Source organism: Trichocoleus sp. DQ-U1 (genome assembly GCF_039961925.1).
Classification (GTDB): Bacteria; Cyanobacteriota; Cyanobacteriia; order Cyanobacteriales; family FACHB-T130; genus FACHB-T130.
The window spans coordinates 1-16,243 of record NZ_JAMPKB010000097.1 but is presented as its reverse complement, the minus strand read 5'-3'; the positions used below and the strand labels follow the sequence as shown (position 1 = coordinate 16,243).

Genomic DNA, 16,243 nt, shown 5'->3' with positions numbered 1-16,243 from the left:
GGGGGTCGTGCGATCGCGTTGCCATAGTCACAAATAACTTCTTCTATTTAGTTCAGTTAAGGAATAATTGAGAGCCATCAGGCTCATAGATAGAACCTAAGCGAGAACTCACGGGATCAGTAGAGTATATTTACGGGTTTTCTAATTTCGGAGAGTTAGATATAGCAACACAATGTAATAAATCGACTGTTGGAGAAGAAATCTATACCACCCAAATGTTGAGTTGAGAACCGTTTTTCCTAGTCAATTCGTTAAGGCGATCGCTTTAATGACCAATAACAAGCGAATGGATTCTGAAAAGACTGCCATTGCTGAATTCACGTGTACTGATGAAGTGACTCCTGAACCGGACAAAGCAGTAAGGTGAGGCGTTAACTTTGTCCGCTCCAAAAAAATATGCTTCTCTATCTTGGCTCACAACTGGGATGATTGAGCGGTTCTCACTTGTATTTAATACATCGGGAGGTTAACACAGCTAGCTCTGTGTTAACCTCCCGATGTACTGAACGCTCATTGACAACGGCTATAACGCAAAGTTGTTCTGAGCCGATTCCAGAACGGTTTGCGTCGCCACATCCAGAAATTCAATCGAAAGATTCTTGCCTAGTGCTACGGCTCGCTTCATTCCAGTCAGTAAGCACTTGACTCCGTCCCTTTTCACGGCGTTAACTGACAGCAGATCCACTACAACAGTGTCAGTTGCCAACTCCAAGGCTTTCTCTAGAGACTTGCTGAAAGCGGGGCTGGTAACACTATCTAGACAACCGCTGGGTCTTAGCACCACTGTGCTAGGGCGAATTTCCTGGCAGCTAACTTGAGCGCGGGGCTTGGTGACTGAGTTCATAATGGCTTTCATGGGATTTTCTAAAACGTGTCGTCAATCAAAGAACACAACCTATCTACAAACACATTCCAATAAAATCCCGAAGGTTCTGATGTCAAATGTCACGCTTGTCAGTGTTTGCGATCGCTATTAAACAATGATCTGTCCCCAACCCCGGTCTGGATATACATTGCCCGTGTTTGCCTGTGCCGCTGCTGTTGCCGCCTTGCGCTGGTTGCAGCAAGGAGCGTCACCGTTGGACGCCGTGCCAGTGGATTTAATTGAACCCGCCGAAACGGTGTTGATTCCGATTGAGCAGGTTGCCGGTATCGGTGAAGGGATGGCGTTAGCGATCGCTCGTAGCGATCCTGGCGATAACCTTGACCTTACCCGCAACACGCCAGTCTGGGCGCTGGTAGAAATTAAAAATCAAGGATTAAAAATTAATAATGAACAAAAAGAGTTTTTAGATCCTCAGCCCTCAGTCTGGATCAAAGGCGGTGAAGGGATCGGGCGTTTGGTGAGTGCTGACGATCAACCTGCTATTTATCGTTATGCTCAGCGGCTGATCCGAGAGAATTTGGAGCGGATGCTGGAACCTGACGAGAAAATCCAGGTGACGATTATTTTGCCAGAAGGGCGTAAACTCGCTCAACGCACCTCAAATGAAGCCTTTGGGGTTGTGGAAGGACTCTCCTTACTCGGAACAAGCGGCATTTCCCAACCGCTGAGTGCCCCCGGACAACTGGAGGCTTTCCGCGAGGAACTGCAACAGAAGGCTAACTGTTTTGATTGTTTGGTGTTTTGTATCGGGGAAAATGGCTTAGATTTAGCCCAGGGGTTGGGAATCAATCCAGAAAGAATGATTAAGACAGCGAATTGGCTGGGACCATTGCTAGCATCATCAGGAGTGCAAAAAGTCAAGAATATTTTATTATTTGGCTACCACGGAAAATTGATGAAACTTGCGGGTGGGATTTTTCACACCCATCATCACTTGGCAGATGGACGTCAGGAAATTTTGACCGCTCATTGTGCGAATCTCGGTTTACCAACGCCGGTATTGCAGGCAGTTTTGAAGAGCGCCACTGCTGAAGACGCCTTGAAATACCTGCGCCAATTGGATGCAGCAGGTAGTAGCGATTGGGTGGGGCAAGTTTATGGCGCGATCGCTCAAAGCATTGACAAGCGATCGCACGATTACATCCGTACTCACAGCGAACAACTCGTTACGGTCGGTTCCGTCCTGTTTGACCGCGATCGCCAAATTATCGTTAAAAGTAAAACAGGTACCTCGTTACTGTATCAAGTGTGTTAGTTTTATATGAATACACATCAACTTAATAAATAGCAATAAAGAAGTTTTTTATCTGCCGCTATTGTCAGTGGCGTAATCGAATCATGGAAGACTGGCTAATAGCAATAAACAATTAGCCAGTTTTTAATCCATTAAAGACTATCTGTACATCTGTACTCTACCTACTCAGGATAAGCCGGTGACTCTCCAGACTGAAACACCGCCTCAAATCGAGTATTTGGGGCAACTAAATCGCCAAATGATTGTGATTCTTGACTTCGGCTCTCAGTATTCTGAACTGATTGCCCGTCGGATTCGGGAAACACAAGTTTACTCGGAAGTTCTTTCCTATCGCACCACTGCCGAACAGCTACGACAGCTAAATCCCAAGGGGATTATCTTCTCCGGTGGTCCAAGTTCGGTGTATGACACGGGTGCCCCCCATTGCGATCCGGAAATATGGAACCTGGGGATTCCCGTCCTGGGAGTCTGTTACGGGATGCAGATAATGGTGCAGCAATTGGGTGGGGAAGTCACCAAAGCTGACCGGGGTGAGTATGGCAAGGCGTCGCTATTGATTGACGATCCCACGGATTTGCTCACCAATGTGGAAGATGGCACGACCATGTGGATGAGCCACGGGGACTCTGTAACCAAGATGCCGTCAGGGTTTGAAGTGCTGGCACACACGATAAATACGCCAGCCGCAGCGATCGCTCATCACGAGAAAAAGCTATACGGAGTTCAATTCCACCCCGAAGTCGTCCATTCGATTGGGGGAATTGCCTTAATCCGTAACTTTGTCTATCACATCTGCGACTGCGAACCGACTTGGACAACAGCGGCGTTTGTTGAGGAGTCGATTCGAGAGATTCGGGCAAAAGTCGGCGATAAGCGGGTGTTGCTAGCACTTTCTGGCGGCGTTGATTCTTCTACGCTTGCCTTTTTGCTGCACAAGGCAATTGGCGACCAACTGACGTGTGTATTTATCGACCAAGGCTTCATGCGTAAGTATGAACCAGAACGGTTGGTGAAGCTGTTCCACGAGCAATTTCACATTTCTGTCGAGTATGTGCAAGCACGCGATCGCTTCCTCAATCAAATTGAAGGAATTAGCGATCCTGAAGAAAAGCGTCGCCGCATCGGGCACGAATTTATCCGCGTATTTGAAGAAGAATCTCGACGCCTTGGCCCCTTTGACTACCTTGCCCAAGGTACTCTCTACCCCGACGTGATTGAATCAGCCGACACGAACGTCGATCCCAAAAGTGGCGAACGGGTGGCAGTGAAAATTAAGAGTCATCACAACGTCGGCGGCTTGCCCAAAGACTTGCGCTTCAAGTTGATCGAACCTTTACGAAAATTGTTCAAAGATGAAGTGCGAAAAGTCGGTCGCTCGATTGGATTGCCAGAGGAAATTGTACAACGGCAACCCTTCCCTGGTCCCGGACTGGCGATTCGCATTTTGGGCGAAGTGACGGCAGAACGGTTAAATATCCTGCGGGATGCTGACTTAATTGTTCGTCAGGAAATTAATCGCCAGGGGATGTACCACGACTTCTGGCAAGCTTTTGCCGTGTTGCTGCCGATCCGCAGCGTAGGCGTAATGGGCGATCAGCGCACCTACGCTTACCCGATTGTCTTGCGCTTTGTTTCTAGCGAAGATGGCATGACGGCAGACTGGGCGCGTGTTCCCTACGATTTGTTGGAAACGATTTCCACCCGAATTGTGAATGAAGTTCGGGGTGTGAATCGAGTGGTTTACGATATTACTTCTAAGCCACCTGGAACTATCGAGTGGGAATAATAAGGTTGTAGGGATTTTTAACGCAAAGGTACCCAAAGTTGAAGAGATGGAGCGAAAGCTCTGTCTCTTTTTGGCTTGAAAGAGCGGTTCAACTTTATTTTGAGATAAATTATGTTTTCTTTAACTTTTGTGGAAAACTCGTAAAATTCTGTGGAAAAGTCCTCTCATCTGTGGAAAACTACCTAGATTTTGATTCTGCTTCGTAGGTAATTTGATCGGATTGGTAAGCAGGTGGCTCGATGTGAATCAAAATTCGGACGGGGCTAAATTTTTCTTTTAGGCGGTTCTCGACTTCTTCTGTAATTTGGTGGGCAGTTTCTACATCGGTGACGTCTACAATCAAGTGCATTTCGATGAATACCTGACGCCCAACAACGCCTCTAGAAGCAATTTCGTGACAATTAATCACTCCTGGAACTTGGATGACGATCCCATGAATGGCTTCGGGCGCGATCGCCATCTCATCGACTAGCCAGGGCAAATTATCTTTAATCACGTTCCAACCACTGCGAAACACTAACAAGGCAACGGGAAAGGAGAGAATAATATCCAACCACTGAAGTTGCGGCAGATTCAATACCTGTCCTTGCCAGACGCCAATCAACCCACCCAAAACAGCAATTGTCACCCAGACATCGCTCATGGTGTGCTGGGCATCTGCAATTAAAATGGGGCTGCCTACCTGCTGCCCAACATGGCGTTCGTAGAACGTGACAAAAATATTCACGCCCAGCACAATCAGCAGTAACCACAGCTCAGAGGGGGAAATGATGACGGGTTTACCACCGCCGCTGAGAATTCGTTCAATTGCCCCTTGCAGAATTTCAAAGCAGGCAATTCCTAAGAAGGCGGCAATTCCTAACGCTCCCACGCCCTCAAATTTCTGGTGTCCGTAAGGATGATCCCGATCGGGTTGGGGCGAAGAAAATCGGCTGGCAATTAATCCCAAAATGTTGTTGGCGCTATCGGTAACGCTATGCAAGGCATCCGCTAGCAAGCTGAGAGAACCCGTCCATGACCCCAGCACTGCCTTCAACGTCATGACGAACAGATTGAGCAGTAGGGTAATGATTAAAACCTTACGCACTGCCGAGCGGTTATCTGCTACCACAGAATTTTCCTCACTCGCCATTTAGAGTTCTATGGCATTCAGTCTAAAGCTTATGGCTTCACCTTGCATCTATCCTCTTGTAAATGCTGTCTGTTCTAAGTTATGAGTGATAAGTTGATTCACAATTCAAAACTCTTGATTGCTCATGTCTTCTTCAAAACTCATCCTCAACTTAGTTGAAGGTTCTGTTTCCTTTAGCTTTACGCCCCAGGCAGCCCAAGATTTACAAGGCGCGATCGCTCAGTTGATGCAGAGTCTCAAAGTCATTGCAGGTGGCGGCGGCAAAACCAATCCCCAAAAACCAATGGAATATCGATACACGGGGGATGTCTTTCTAGAGATTTTCTGCAATCCTAATATCTGGCCGACTCCCTTTGCCGCTAAAGTTTTGATCTCCCTCCGAGATGACCGCATTCGCCTGACTACGGAGGCAGAACTCACTCGCTTAATTGAGGATGTTAATCAGTATTTAGAACAGATGGGCTAAAACTGGGCGGGCAAATGGTTGCTTTAGATTCTTTCTTAGGACGGATGCTACTACCCTAAGAAGTCTGCAAAATGTCCCTTTGTGTGTGCTAAATGGTAGCATTAAGACGCCAGATCCTGCGTTTGTTTACTCGCTTGGCGGAAAGCCGAAAGCTAGAAACTTAAAAGTGAGTGGTGCCGAGCGGTTATTTATCGAAAGCGATCGCTAAGGGCTGTCTAACCTTCATTCAATCTGACTGATTTATCTAATGAACTCTAATAATCTGCTGGAGTTAGTACAAAAAGGATTTCGCGTTACTTTGGGTGCAACCGCTTCTCTAGTTGAGAGCGTACAAGACACTCAAAAGCGAGAGCAAAATCTTGAGCTGTTAAAGTCAGACGTCAATCTGGTGGTTCAACAACTAGCAGAAAAAGGAGAGATTACGGAGCTTGAAGCCCGCACTTTCCTGAATTCTCTAATGGCGCAAGCCAATGATGCAGCTAGCACACAATCTTCTGGAACTCCGAGCCGCCCTGCGACAACGCCGGTGACAACGGTTGCCCAGCCAGATACGCAATTGGAGCTAGAGGAGCTAACTGCACAAATTGCTGCAATGCGAACTGAGTTAGAAAAGCTGCGCGACCCCAACTCAGGGATTTAGGTCGGGGATTGCTAGCAGCTTTATCAAAGCATTTATTAGGCTTGCTCCTAGTAGCCTATCTGAAAGTTTGTGCTGAGCAAAACGAAGGAGTTGAAGTGTTGTCACGCATCTCGGTTTGAGCAGAGATCCTGCAAAGAGATTTGCGCGATCGCAGCGCGATTGTTGATGACAACGTTACGCCAACACTCCACAACGTTTTGCTCAGAATGGCATCTTCACTTTTTGGATAGGTCTAAGAAGCGAACTTAATTATTCGCACTAGAAAGAATCAGAATATTCTCCAAACCAGGCTAATTAAGAATCAACAGGTGAAAGAATAAAAGCAGTCTTTCCTTAAGTTGAGACAAGCGTGGAATCAAGCTTGTCCTGAGTTTCACTGTTTCCAGTGGAACTGTAGGATTGTCTTAAAGGTAAAAAAATATCAATCGTTGTCCCATTGTTCTTGCCCCATCAGATCGCCGATGCGATCGCGGAGTAAGATATTGCATCTTTCTAATTCACACTCAACACAAACCCACTCCCGTGCAGGGATGTACTGGCACAGAACGTAGATGGGTTGCTGACGAGTCACAATTCCTTTCTCCACCAATTGACGGGCTTCTTCTTGAAGAACGTCGATGGAGTATTGCACAGATGATTTAGGCGGCATTATATCAGCAGTCATGGTCTCAGCCTCGAAACTAACGAGCTACGACTATAACTTAATATAATCCAATACTGCTTAGCGCGGAAATAATTTTTGAACAGTATATCAAGTTACAAATGAATTTATTCGTTTAATAAGGATTCCAAAAGTCAGGGAACTTTGACATAAAAATATATCCTTATGCTGATGAAATTGTCGAAGAACGGATCTATTTATAATTAAGCCTGTATTTTCAAATTGAAGACACCGTAAATAATCGGTGATAACGGTTATGACATTGATTAACAAAATTAATCAATGTGCTGCACAGTTGCTAAATGCTTAGAGCTGGGGCACCGAACAAAACTTCAAGGGCGATCGCCTGAGCTGCTGGCATCTGCCCGTAAGAAAACACACAAGGGATATGCGGGGGCAGGTGTGGGAGAAACTGTTCCAGAAGATAAGGACTGCCGTAAATCACTAGCGCTTGGAGTTCGGCATTTCCTAAGAGTTTTTTAAACAAGTCCTGAGCCAACGGTGTCAAGCCAGCACTGCCTCGGAAAGGATTCCCACGGATGAACAGCTGGAGTAGGGTTGGCTGGGCATTTAAACCCGATTTATGATAAAACACCCAGCCAGGAATTAAGGTGGTGTGGGGATCGAGTAGTTGGAGTTGATAGCCGTGCTGTTTTGGCAGAGCCACAGCCGGTGCTTGTTTATCGAGAAAATCACAATTCAGGGTATCATCCACCACAATTAAGTTGCGTAAGTTGCCCTGACTGGGAAGTAAAGGGATTTCGCCATGAACAACGAGCGCCTCTCGCACGATGTTGGCAGCTGTGGCGAGGGCGTGTGGTTGAGCTAGTTGGAGGAGATGGGGAGGGAATGGGGAAGGGGCTGGTTGGACTTCAGGCGCGATCGCCCTTGCCTCTACAGGCGGCTGTGCTGTGCCTTGTTGGACTCGGCGCTTGGCTGTCCAGATACGCTCAACAGAGGCACGAATTCGCGCCTCTGAAATGCGTCCCTGTGCTACCGCGTCGCACACCGCTTGGATAGCACCCGCAGGATCGACTGGCATCAGCAAAATATCTGCACCGGCTTCGACAGCTAAGACTGGAGCTTCATTTGCTCCATAGCGGTTGGCGATCGCTCCCATCACCAATGCATCGGTAACAATTAATCCTTCAAATCCCAGCTGTTGCCGCAGCAGTTGAGTCAAAATCGGTTGGGAAAGGGTGGCAGGGCGTTCGGCATCCCAAGCCGGGATCAGGAGATGGGCACTCATTACGGCATCTACACCGGAGGCTGTACCCGTACCGATTGCTTCTTGAAACGGCAGTAACTCAATCTCAGCCAGTCGTGCCGGGGAATGGGGCAAGACGGGCAAATCTAGATGGGAATCCACCGCCGTATCGCCATGTCCGGGAAAATGCTTAGCAGTCGTTAACACCGGATAAGCTTTCGCCCCCCGGATAAAAGCAGACGCTAGTTGAGTCACTTCCTCTGGGTTTTCGCCAAACGCCCGGACGTTAATCACTGGATTATTAGGATTGTTATTCACATCCACAACCGGCGCAAGCACCCAGTTGATGCCAATCGCGAGGGCTTCCGAGGCGATGATGCCTCCCATTTGTTCGGCGTATTTCAAGGCAAGAGAGGCATCTTTCCGGAATACTGCCCCGATTGCCATCGGTGGCGGAAACCAAGTTGCCCCAGAAAAGCGTTGTCCGACGCCTTCTTCAATATCAGCCGCGATCAGCAAGGGGGTTTTTGCCCAGTCTTGGAGTTGTTGCGATCGCAGTGCTAATTCTCCAGCACTGCCTCCCAACAAAATGACCCCCCCGACGCCCAAATCCTGCACCCAGTGTTGCAGAACTGCCGCCGGGGGTTCCCAATCTGGATACTGAATTTGGTGGTCGAACAGGTAGCCTGACGCCCGTACCACGACCATTTGCGCTACCTGTTCTGCTAGAGAGAGCGATTCCCACTCCGGCAGCAATGCCACAGATTTCAATCTTCTGCCTCAACGATGTCTTCTTCTTCCACTCTCGCAGCCGGACGGTCTTGATTAAGCTGATTCAACAAAGACAAAATGCGATCGCCCCTTTCCAGAGAACGATCTTCCTGAAACAGTAACTCTGGTGTCCGACGCAGCCGCAACCGTTGACCGAGTTCGCTGCGGACAAAGCCAGTTGCTGCTCTTAACCCAGCCATCGTTTCTACCTTCGCTTCCTCGGTGCCATAGATGCTGACGAAGATTTTAGCGTGTTGTAGGTCGCCTGACACATCCACATCGGTGACGCTGACCATGCCAGCACCCACGCGATCATCTTTGATTTCGGTTAGCAGCATTTGGCTGATTTCGCGTTTAATCAGTGCGGCAACGCGAGAAACGCGGCGACTTGTAGCCATAATCATCTGCTGCCTTTAAGACAGTGTGAGCAATGCTTTTACTCATCCTACCTAAATCGGACTCACTCCCAGCATCGCCCGTAGGGTTAGGGTAATAAAAGTTAAGGCTGCCACCAGAAAGCCCATCAAAGCGATCGCGCTGGTTCGATTTTGGAGTAGCGGTTTCAACCACCCAAAGGTATAAAAGAATACCCCTAGGATAATGGTGACAAAGTAGCGGGGGTAGCGAGAGATATTTTCCCAAAAGCCATCAAACATATTATTTAAAGTAGCCGACACAAAAAGCGGCGATAAGTCACTGCATCTTAACTGGTAACATTTGTCTGCGAGTTCGACAAGCTCGGCATCGCCCCTAAATGGGGTTTCGTCGAGAGATGGTTCGCCAAGCGTCCGGTGGTAGCAGGTTACTACCCACTATATTTGTGCAACCGCGACATATTGACTCATAACACATTGCCCGATAACACACGGACTCATAAGAGCGATCGCGTGTTTTGGTCGCGGTGATAGTCATTTTTTCCTCTTGTCGAACTCCCTAGGTATTCTAAATTAAATTATATCCCCCCACTTCCACAACAACTGTTACAAACGCTTTAACTTTTTTAGATAGCTAGAAGCAATGTCAACTCAGACGACACAACAAGAAAGAGCGCGTCCTTTTCTAAAATGGGCTGGTGGGAAAAGCCAGCTAATTCAGCAATATATTCCCTATTTTCCCCCAAAATTTACAACTTACTATGAGCCATTCTTGGGCGGTGGCGCTCTTTTCTTTCATTTAGTGCCAAAAGTATCTATTTTAACGGATATTAATGCCGATTTGGTCAATGTTTTCCGATGTGTGAGGGATGAAGTAGAGCCGCTAATTGAATTCTTGCATCAGCATCAAATGAATCATAGTAAGGAGTATTATTACTGCGTGCGATTGATGCAACCTAACACCCCTCTAGAAAGAGCTGCTCGATTTATTTACCTCAACAAAACTTGCTTCAACGGATTGTATCGAGAAAACTCAAAAGGGCAATTTAATGTTCCGATTGGGAAATACAAAAATCCAAAAATTTGTAATTCAGCTTTACTTAGGGCAGTTTCCGCTGCACTTCAGAGTGCCCTGATTGATGTTAAACCTTTTGAAGCTGTCCTACAATCTGCGGAAAACGCTGAAGATTTTGTTTTCTTTGACCCGCCTTATTATCCTCTAAGCTCTACCAGTAACTTTACCGCCTATAGCCGTCATTCTTTTAATGAAGCTGACCAAATTCGGCTTAGGGATGTCTTTGTAGAACTGGCGAATCGGGGTGTTAAAGTGATGCTTTCTAATTCTGACTGTCTGTTTATCCGAGAAATTTACAGCGATTTTAATATTTATGAGATATCAGCTTCCAGAATGATTAATTCCAACGCTAGAAAACGGGGTAAAATATCTGAATTATTAATCACAGGTTATGCAGTATAACTGTTTTCCCATAAAATAACGTAAAGTATTCGCCGTACAATTTTACTGAATTATTGGTATTTGTTATAATAGGATGTATATATTATTCGACCGTTAGAGTGTTAATTGCTCGATTGAAATAAGCTTGCAAATTTGTAATTTACCACATGGGATAGAAGTATGTGTGGAAGATTTACCCAAAGTAAGTCCGCTGAGACAATCGCCCAAGCATTCCAGGTAAATGATGTTCCACTCCTGATGCCTCGTTATAATATTGCGCCCACCCAGTCAGTACAGACAGTTTTACAAAATCCAGAACAGTCTCAACGACAGTTCAAAATGCTGCATTGGGGGCTGATTCCCCGTTGGGCAAAAGATACAAAAATGGGAGCAAAACTGATTAATGCACGGGTGGAAACGGTAGCCGAAAAACCGGCTTTTCGGGCAGCTTTTAAACAACGACGTTGCTTAGTAGTAGCGGATGGTTTTTATGAGTGGAAGCAGCAAGACGGGAAAAAGCAGCCATTTTATTGTCGCGTCAATGATGGACAACCTTTCGGCTTTGCTGGTTTGTGGGAGCATTGGGAAGGAGAGGATGGTGAGGAAATAGATTCTTGCACAATTTTGACAACAGAACCCAATGAGGTAATGCGCCCGATTCACAACCGAATGCCAGTCATTCTCGATCCAAAAGATTATGATTTGTGGTTGGATTCACAGGTGCAAAAGCCGGAGTTATTACAGCCTTTGTTGCGTCCATATTCAGCAGAAGAAATGGCAACTTATCCAGTCAGCACAAAGGTAAATAAACCAATGAATGATACGGCGGAGTTGATCAATAGCCTTTAAGCGATCGCACTCTCAAGATAGTCGGGTGAGCATCGATCGCCTTACCTTCCAGTTTGCCTCCTCAAATACTTCCAAAACTTCTGTCTTCCGGTAGAGGGTAAAAACCAGTCAAGCGTGAGCTATGCTGGCAGTGATTTCTATCGAGTCCAAACCGTTTTAGGAAAGCAGCCGTTATGCCAGAAAGTTTCTTGCTCAGCCGCGTACTCATTCGCTTCAACGGCAAAGCTGATGAACCTCTTAGTCAAGATTTATCAGCGGCTGCTTTGACACCTGATGGCAGTTTGTGGGTAGGTTCTGATGAAACGAGAACGATTGAGCGATTATCCCCTGTCGAGCCATATATCTTCGGCAAACATCAGCAATTTTTTGTAAAAGATTTTATCGATTTAGCCGATCCGGAAGGCGAAATCGATATTGAGGGAATGGATTATACAAACCATTATCTTTGGTTCATCGGTTCCCACAGTACAAAGCGTAAAAAAATAAAGGGCAAAGACCTTGAGAAGGATCTTGATAAACTAGCAACCATAAAGTTTGAACCAAACCGTTATTTACTTGCCCGAATTCCTGTAGTAAAAGGTGAATTAGTTAAATCAGTCTCTCACCCAGAACAGTCAGATAAAAAACTGACAGCAGCCTGTCTGCAAAAAATAGGAAATAGTAACGTTCTGATAGAAGCACTCAAACAAGATAGGCACCTAGGGGCATTTCTAACAACTTCTATCCCCTCTAAAGAAAATGGATTTGATATCGAAGGCTTAGCGATTCGGGGAGATAGGATTTTTATCGGCTTGCGAGGCCCTGTACTGAGAGGGTGGGCAATTATTTTAGAGGTTGAAGTTGCAGAAACAGAGCCAGGAATTTTAACGCTGAAGAAAATTGGCAAAGATGGGAAGCAATACAAAAAACATTTTGTAGAGTTGAATGGGTTAGGTGTCCGGGAACTATGTCTGGATGGTGAAGACTTGATCGTTCTAGCGGGACCCACGATGGATTTAGAAGGTGCGCTGAGAGTCTTCCGCCTGAAAAATGCCTTACAACGTGATGAAAACAGCATCTCTTGGCAGAAAGAGGGAGATTTGGAAGTGTTGTTTGATCTGCCTTTCAGATTTGGTTCCGATCATGCGGAAGGGTTGGCACTGTTTCCCTGTTTAGGGCAACCAAATTCTCTAATGGTGGTTTATGATTCTCCGGATGAGAATAGAGTCGTGAAGCCGAATGGTATTTTTGCAGATGTCTTCAGTCTGAAGTCTCTACCTTGTTAACTCTCAGGGACACGGCATTGCCGTGTCCTTACAAACAATATATATTGCACGTTCATTGAGAACCGCACTAATCGCTAAATGTGTTGGAGATTATTAGCCCTTAGCAAAAGAGAAAAATGCGAACTGACAAGTTAGCGATGCTAACGCGATCGCGTCCTTCCTATACTAGCCACGCAGGAAAGGGCAAATCGCTTCTTAGGATTTGTTTTTCATCCCCTGAATGCGCGTCACGATTAATCCGCCACCAACAGCACCTAATAATATAATCCCGCCTACTGCGATAGTAGGTTCAACCGTGGTTTGAGAGCTAGAAACTGTGCGAGGTTCGAGCGTAGATTTTAGCGCTGGGAAGGCTAATTCTACAAATAACTTATGGGCGGCAGTCGTGGGATGAATGCTATCCCAAAATAAATATTCGTTTGGATTGTTACATATTTTGGCTCTGCTAACGCAGGCGTTGGTTACATTCGTGAAACCGAATTTTTTTGGATTGTTGGTGACTTGATTATAAAGAGAATTGACATCAAGATAGGTGATTTTGATGTCAGAGTTGAGTTGCTGACGCAAACCGTTGAGGGATGTGGCTAATCCAGAATTATGCTTCTTTGTTAAAACGTTGAGGGAGCCGGAACGTTGAGTTGTGCGTGTGCCGGGAAGCTTTCCTAAATCTGGTAAGTTAACAACTACGATATTTTTTGCGCCTGCTGCGGAGAGGGACTTCACCGCGATCGCTAAATTGTTGATTGGCACGGTAGAGTCGGTAGCGCCTCTTAGGTAATCATTCGCACCAGCCCAGACAACATACAGAGCCTTCGGGTTAGCCGAGGAATGGGTTGCCTTAAAGCTCTCGATTTGTGCCAGCAATCCGGGTGTAATCTGCCTAGAATTGCCTGTGGTAGCACCTCCATAGGCGAAGTTTGTCTCTGTACTGGATTTTAATTTCAGCTTAGAGGCGAGATAATCTGCCCAAACAGGGCCATTGGAATAGCGTCCTTGAAAGTAGGGTGGGCTTGGAGGATATTGCCCGTTGGTAGCCTCTAATACATTGCCAACATCGGAGAGGCTATCTCCAAAAACATAAATTTGATTAAAATTCTGTGCCGAAGCCGGATTCGGAACTCCCAAAACGCTGAAGAGCGTGAGAAGCGCAAGGACGCGCCGAGGCTTTGCGATCGCTGCTTTAGCAGTAGCCATCCACAACTTTTTCATGAACATCCCCAGAAACTCCGATTAGAGCTATCACCAGCCGCTTTCTCCTTGTAGCAAAGTTTCTGGAAGATGGCTGAGCGAGTAGCGATCGCTTGACAAACTGTGCTTGTCATTTGCAATTCATCCATAAACGCGATCGCGCTTATGCTTGGGGACTTTCAAGTCCTTACTCTAACTCATGTTTCAAAAATGTAACTTTAGCTACTTTTTACTGAAAATGTCATTAAAATATGACTTATACGGTCTTACCGCGCACCCGTTCTATCAGCAGAGGTTGTCTTATGCCAGAACTTATCTGTACTGTTCCCGTTCCCAAAACCCCACAAGAATTGGAACAAGCCGTTGAGCAATACATCACTAGCGATATCAGCGGTACTGAACTCATTTGTAAGTGGCAAGCCATCCGCGATGCTTCCCTAGATCAAGACTTTTGCGTGCCTACTGATAGCGACCAAGTTGCAGGCGGAGACAGCTATTAAGTTACATCTATTGACACGGATTGGGCGCTTAGGAGTATGGGTTGATTAACCCCCCATTTCCGGCGTAGGGGTATGGCATTGCCATACCCCTACAGATTGGGACTTTTGTAAGTTATTTAGTCCATGTTCATTGGCAATAAATCGATAAAAACTCCCCCAGATGATCTGAGGGAGTTTGATTTTAAGTTTTCAAAAACCGAATTACACCGAGACTGGAGTATTTACAAGCTTCTTTAGCCGAGGAGTTGCAACCATTTTCATTCCTTCCGGTGCGGCTAAAGTCAAACCCCGACGCACTGGAATCACCGGACGCTTATTAACGAGCGACACTTGAAAATGCGACACAATTGTCGCGAGAACCAATTTCATTTCATACATGGCAAATGCCATCCCGATACAGCGACGATTTCCGCCACCAAAAGGCAAATACTCGTATGGAGAAAATTGCCGTTCTAAAAAGCGCTCTGGCTTGAATTGCTTCGGCTGTGGGAAAGTTTCCTCCCGATGGTGGGCTAAATAGATACTGGGGACGATAACCGTTCCTGGGGGCAATTTGTAGCCGGATATCTCGATGGGCGATCGCACAACCCGAACAAAGGTATTCGCAGCAATTGGGTAGATACGAAGCGTTTCAGAGCAAACCGCCGTTAGATAGGGCAGTTTAGTGATAACGCTTGGATCGGAGTCGGCGTCAATAGAGTCCAACTCGGCGAGCAGTTTTTCGCGCACCTGCGGTAATTGGTCAACCCAGTACAAAGCCCAAGTCAGTGCAGAAGCGGTGGTTTCATGTCCGGCGACAAGCAGAGTCATTAACTCATCGCGTAACTCTACATCCGTCATCGGTTGACCTGCTTCATCACGAGCAGACATCATTAAGCTGAGGATATCTTGCCGATTCGGGTTAGCTTCCGCTCGACGTTCCGCAATCTGAGCGTAAATCAGTTCGTCAATTTGTTTTATTTGGCGCAGCATCCGACCCCAAGGACTCCAATCGCCTAAATCTTGTTTAAGAAACTCAAAAAAGAAGGCGCTGGAGTTGAAGCGGGAAGTCATCAAGTCCAGGGTTGAACCGATTAAGCTGCGTAGTTGTTCCAAACGCGACCCCTCATCTAGTCCAAACACCACCCGTAAGATGACGCGCAGGGTGATTTCTTGCATCGACGCACGGATGTTGAAGGGTTTGCCAACCGTCCATTGATTCATCACCTGCTCGGCGATTTCAGAGATAATCTGACCGTAAGCCCGCATCCGTTCCCCGTGAAAGGGAGGGGTTAACATCTGTCGTTGGCGCTGATGGCGATCGCCATCCAGCAGTAGCAGAGAATTTTCTCCCATTAAAAACTCTAAACCGCTGTTCCCCCTCCCGGCGTCTAACTGACTGGAATCAGCAGTGAAAATCGTTTGCAGGTCCTGGGGTTTGCTGAAATACACAATCGGAGTCCCCTGGCTTCCCTGGATGGTGAAGGTGTCACCATAAGCTTTCGCATAATCATCCAGGTACTTGATGGGCTGAAAAATAAATTTCATTAACCGCAGCGATCGCGGAGTGTTTGGCCCCTTGGGTAGGTTGTTCGTGAGTTCCATTGAGGCGTTTCGTGTTCAGCGCTATTCGATTCTATTGTGGCGAGTTTGGAGGGCGGAGTGTTGGCTTTCAACCCGATGTCCTCAGAGGGCGATCGCTTGCTTCTTATCCTAACCTGAGTTCGGGATAAGGAGGGGACAAGCGAGTAAGCTAAAAGTCATCACACAACAGCTTTACAGGCTCGTCCCATGCTTAGTCTAGAAGAACTTTTTTGCTCTGTCGATG

The 16,243-nt window shown here is 46.6% G+C and carries 17 protein-coding genes; 8 read left to right on the top strand and 9 right to left on the bottom strand.

Annotated features, from left to right (window positions below):
* Window positions 1-523: 523 nt before the first annotated feature.
* Complete coding sequence (locus NDI34_RS24910) at window positions 524-856, bottom strand: STAS domain-containing protein (RefSeq protein WP_348234137.1); 333 nt, start codon at window positions 854-856, stop codon at window positions 524-526.
* Between the two features lie 124 nt (window positions 857-980).
* Here NDI34_RS24910 and cbiD point away from each other — a divergent pair, with 124 nt between their 5' ends.
* Both cbiD and guaA read left to right on the top strand, forming a co-directional pair.
* On the top strand, window positions 981-2,141 hold the full coding sequence (gene cbiD, locus NDI34_RS24905; protein ID WP_348234136.1) for a cobalt-precorrin-5B (C(1))-methyltransferase CbiD: 1,161 nt from the start codon (window positions 981-983) through the stop codon (window positions 2,139-2,141).
* Between the two features lie 238 nt (window positions 2,142-2,379).
* A complete protein-coding gene (guaA, locus tag NDI34_RS24900) occupies window positions 2,380-3,927 on the top strand; it encodes a glutamine-hydrolyzing GMP synthase (RefSeq protein WP_199292247.1) in 1,548 nt (515 codons plus the stop codon).
* Between the two features lie 178 nt (window positions 3,928-4,105).
* On the opposite strand, the gene NDI34_RS24895 is transcribed toward guaA, so the two are convergent.
* A complete protein-coding gene (locus NDI34_RS24895) occupies window positions 4,106-5,038 on the bottom strand; it encodes a cation diffusion facilitator family transporter (RefSeq protein WP_348234139.1) in 933 nt (310 codons plus the stop codon).
* Between the two features lie 145 nt (window positions 5,039-5,183).
* Here NDI34_RS24895 and NDI34_RS24890 point away from each other — a divergent pair, with 145 nt between their 5' ends.
* Both NDI34_RS24890 and NDI34_RS24885 read left to right on the top strand, forming a co-directional pair.
* Window positions 5,184-5,525 carry a hypothetical protein gene (locus tag NDI34_RS24890; RefSeq protein WP_190414730.1) on the top strand — a complete coding sequence of 114 codons (342 nt, stop codon included), beginning with the start codon at window positions 5,184-5,186 and terminating at the stop codon, window positions 5,523-5,525.
* A gap of 247 nt (window positions 5,526-5,772) precedes the next feature.
* A complete protein-coding gene (locus NDI34_RS24885) occupies window positions 5,773-6,165 on the top strand; it encodes a hypothetical protein (RefSeq protein ID WP_190414731.1) in 393 nt (130 codons plus the stop codon).
* Between the two features lie 421 nt (window positions 6,166-6,586).
* On the opposite strand, the gene NDI34_RS24880 is transcribed toward NDI34_RS24885, so the two are convergent.
* The 5 genes from NDI34_RS24880 to NDI34_RS24860 all read right to left on the bottom strand — a co-directional run bounded on the left by NDI34_RS24880 (window position 6,587) and on the right by NDI34_RS24860 (window position 9,716).
* Entirely contained in the window at window positions 6,587-6,829 is a 243-nt protein-coding gene (locus NDI34_RS24880; RefSeq protein ID WP_190414732.1) for a DUF4327 family protein, read from the bottom strand.
* Between the two features lie 295 nt (window positions 6,830-7,124).
* Window positions 7,125-8,795 carry a glycoside hydrolase family 3 N-terminal domain-containing protein gene (locus NDI34_RS24875; protein ID WP_348234138.1) on the bottom strand — a complete coding sequence of 557 codons (1,671 nt, stop codon included), beginning with the start codon at window positions 8,793-8,795 and terminating at the stop codon, window positions 7,125-7,127.
* Between the two features lie 5 nt (window positions 8,796-8,800).
* On the bottom strand, window positions 8,801-9,202 hold the full coding sequence (gene rbfA, locus NDI34_RS24870; RefSeq protein ID WP_190414734.1) for a 30S ribosome-binding factor RbfA: 402 nt from the start codon (window positions 9,200-9,202) through the stop codon (window positions 8,801-8,803).
* A gap of 51 nt (window positions 9,203-9,253) precedes the next feature.
* Window positions 9,254-9,460, bottom strand: a complete 207-nt coding sequence (locus tag NDI34_RS24865; RefSeq protein WP_190414768.1) for a DUF751 family protein — start codon at window positions 9,458-9,460, stop codon at window positions 9,254-9,256.
* Window positions 9,461-9,554: 94 nt separating this feature from the next.
* The gene (locus NDI34_RS24860) at window positions 9,555-9,716 is read right to left on the bottom strand and encodes a hypothetical protein (RefSeq protein WP_348234135.1); all 162 of its coding nucleotides are present in this window, start codon (window positions 9,714-9,716) and stop codon (window positions 9,555-9,557) included.
* 105 nt (window positions 9,717-9,821) lie between these two features.
* On the opposite strand from NDI34_RS24860, the gene NDI34_RS24855 reads away from it, so the two are divergent.
* From NDI34_RS24855 to NDI34_RS24845, 3 genes are all read left to right on the top strand, one after another.
* A complete protein-coding gene (locus tag NDI34_RS24855; protein ID WP_348234134.1) occupies window positions 9,822-10,655 on the top strand; it encodes a DNA adenine methylase in 834 nt (277 codons plus the stop codon).
* Between the two features lie 159 nt (window positions 10,656-10,814).
* Window positions 10,815-11,483: an SOS response-associated peptidase gene (locus NDI34_RS24850; RefSeq protein ID WP_190534121.1), complete on the top strand. Its 669-nt coding sequence runs from the start codon at window positions 10,815-10,817 to the stop codon at window positions 11,481-11,483.
* 173 nt (window positions 11,484-11,656) lie between these two features.
* A complete protein-coding gene (locus NDI34_RS24845; protein WP_348234133.1) occupies window positions 11,657-12,748 on the top strand; it encodes a DUF3616 domain-containing protein in 1,092 nt (363 codons plus the stop codon).
* A gap of 195 nt (window positions 12,749-12,943) precedes the next feature.
* Here NDI34_RS24845 and NDI34_RS24840 read toward each other — a convergent pair whose 3' ends face one another.
* Window positions 12,944-13,957: an SGNH/GDSL hydrolase family protein gene (locus NDI34_RS24840; RefSeq protein ID WP_348234132.1), complete on the bottom strand. Its 1,014-nt coding sequence runs from the start codon at window positions 13,955-13,957 to the stop codon at window positions 12,944-12,946.
* 281 nt (window positions 13,958-14,238) lie between these two features.
* Here NDI34_RS24840 and NDI34_RS24835 point away from each other — a divergent pair, with 281 nt between their 5' ends.
* Complete coding sequence (locus NDI34_RS24835; RefSeq protein WP_190414739.1) at window positions 14,239-14,436, top strand: hypothetical protein; 198 nt, start codon at window positions 14,239-14,241, stop codon at window positions 14,434-14,436.
* Between the two features lie 201 nt (window positions 14,437-14,637).
* Here the strand turns inward: NDI34_RS24835 and NDI34_RS24830 are convergent, their stop codons facing one another.
* Window positions 14,638-16,020, bottom strand: a complete 1,383-nt coding sequence (locus tag NDI34_RS24830; RefSeq protein ID WP_348234131.1) for a cytochrome P450 — start codon at window positions 16,018-16,020, stop codon at window positions 14,638-14,640.
* Between the last annotated feature and the right edge of the window lie 223 nt (window positions 16,021-16,243).